The 1,621-nt window shown below is 65.0% G+C and carries 1 protein-coding gene; it reads left to right on the top strand.

Features of this window, described 5'->3' with window-relative positions; genetic code table 11:
• A partial coding sequence (locus DM374_RS32475; RefSeq protein WP_225422686.1) for a condensation domain-containing protein occupies positions 1 to 1,621 on the top strand: 1,621 nt, incomplete at both ends.

Here is a 1,621-nt window from a genome sequence, read left to right on the forward strand (position 1 = left end):
ACTGGGCGGCCACTCGTTGCTGGCGACCCAGGTCATCTCCCGCGTGCGTCAAGCGCTGAAGATCGAGCTGTCACTGCGCAGCCTGTTCGAAGCCCCGGATCTGCGCGGCTTTGCCCGACAAGCCGGGCAAGCTGCAAGCGTCGAGCTACAAGCCATCAGCAAAGCGGATCGGGCTCAGCCGCTGGCGCTTTCGTATGCCCAGCAACGGCAGTGGTTCCTCTGGCAGCTGGAGCCGCAGAGCGCGGCGTACAACATGCCGGCGGCGCTGCGCCTGAAGGGCGCGCTGGATATCGCCGCGCTGGAACTGGCCTTTGAAACCCTGATCGGCCGTCACGAAACCCTGCGCACCACCTTCCGCCAGGACGGCAGCCAGGCTGTGCAGGTCATCCACGCCGCTGCGCCGTTCGTGCTGGCGCTGGAGCAACTGCCGGACTCGCAATTGCCGCAGGATGAACAGGTGCGCCTGTTTATCGAGGACGAAACCCTGCGTCCGTTTGATCTGGAACAAGGGCCGCTGCTTCGGGTACGCCTGCTGCACTTGGGCGAGAACGAGCATGTGCTGGTGCTGGTGCAGCACCATATCGTCACCGACGGCTGGTCGATGCCGATCATGGTCGATGAGCTGATGCGCCTGTACGCCGGCTACAGCCAGGGCGAAGAAGTGGTGCTGGCGCCGCTGCCGATTCAGTACGCCGACTACGCCTTGTGGCAGCGCACCTGGATGGAAGCGGGCGAGAAGGACCGGCAACTGGCCTACTGGACCGCGCAACTGGGCGGCGAGCAACCGGTGCTGGAACTGCCGATCGACCATCCGCGTCCACCAGTACAGAGCACCGAGGGTGCACAACTGCACCTGGAACTGGATGCCGAACTGGCGGCGCGTCTGAAAGCCTTGGCGCAAGCGCAGGGCGTGACCCTGTTCATGCTCCTGCTGGCCTCGTTGCAGACCCTGCTGCACCGCTATTCGGGGCTGGGCGACGTGCGTGTCGGCGTACCGATCGCCAACCGCAACCGCGCCGAGACCGAAGGGCTGATCGGCTTCTTCGTCAACACCCAGGTGCTCAAGGCCGAGGTGGATTCGCAGACCACCGTTGCCGCGCTGTTGCAACAGGTCAAGCGCCATGCGCTGCAGGCCCAGTCTCATCAGGACCTGCCGTTCGAGCAACTGGTGGAAGCGCTGCAACCCCAGCGCGACCTGAGCCGCAGCCCGCTGTTCCAGGTGATGTACAACCACCAGAACGAGGCGCCGCAACTGGTCCGCGAGCTGGCCGGGCTGACCTTGCAAGGTGTGACTTCGCAGAAGCACACCGCGCAGTTCGACCTGATGCTCAACACCGTCGAGCAGGACAACGGCCTCAGCGCTTCGCTGACCTACGCCACCGCGCTGTTCGAAGCGGACACCATCGCGCGCATGGCCAGCCACTGGCAGAACCTGCTGCGGGGCATGGTTGCCGATGCGCAGCAGCGGATTGGTGAGCTGCCGCTGCTGGGCGATGCCGAGCAACACCATATCCTCGGTGAGTGGAACGCTACTGCGGCCGAGTTCCCGAGCGAGGCGTGCATTCAGAGCCTGATCGAGGCGCAGGTCGCCGCAACGCCGAACACTCCGGCGCTGGTCTTC

The sequence above is a fragment of the Pseudomonas huaxiensis genome, assembly GCF_003231275.1.
Lineage (GTDB): Bacteria > Pseudomonadota > Gammaproteobacteria > Pseudomonadales > Pseudomonadaceae > Aquipseudomonas > Aquipseudomonas huaxiensis.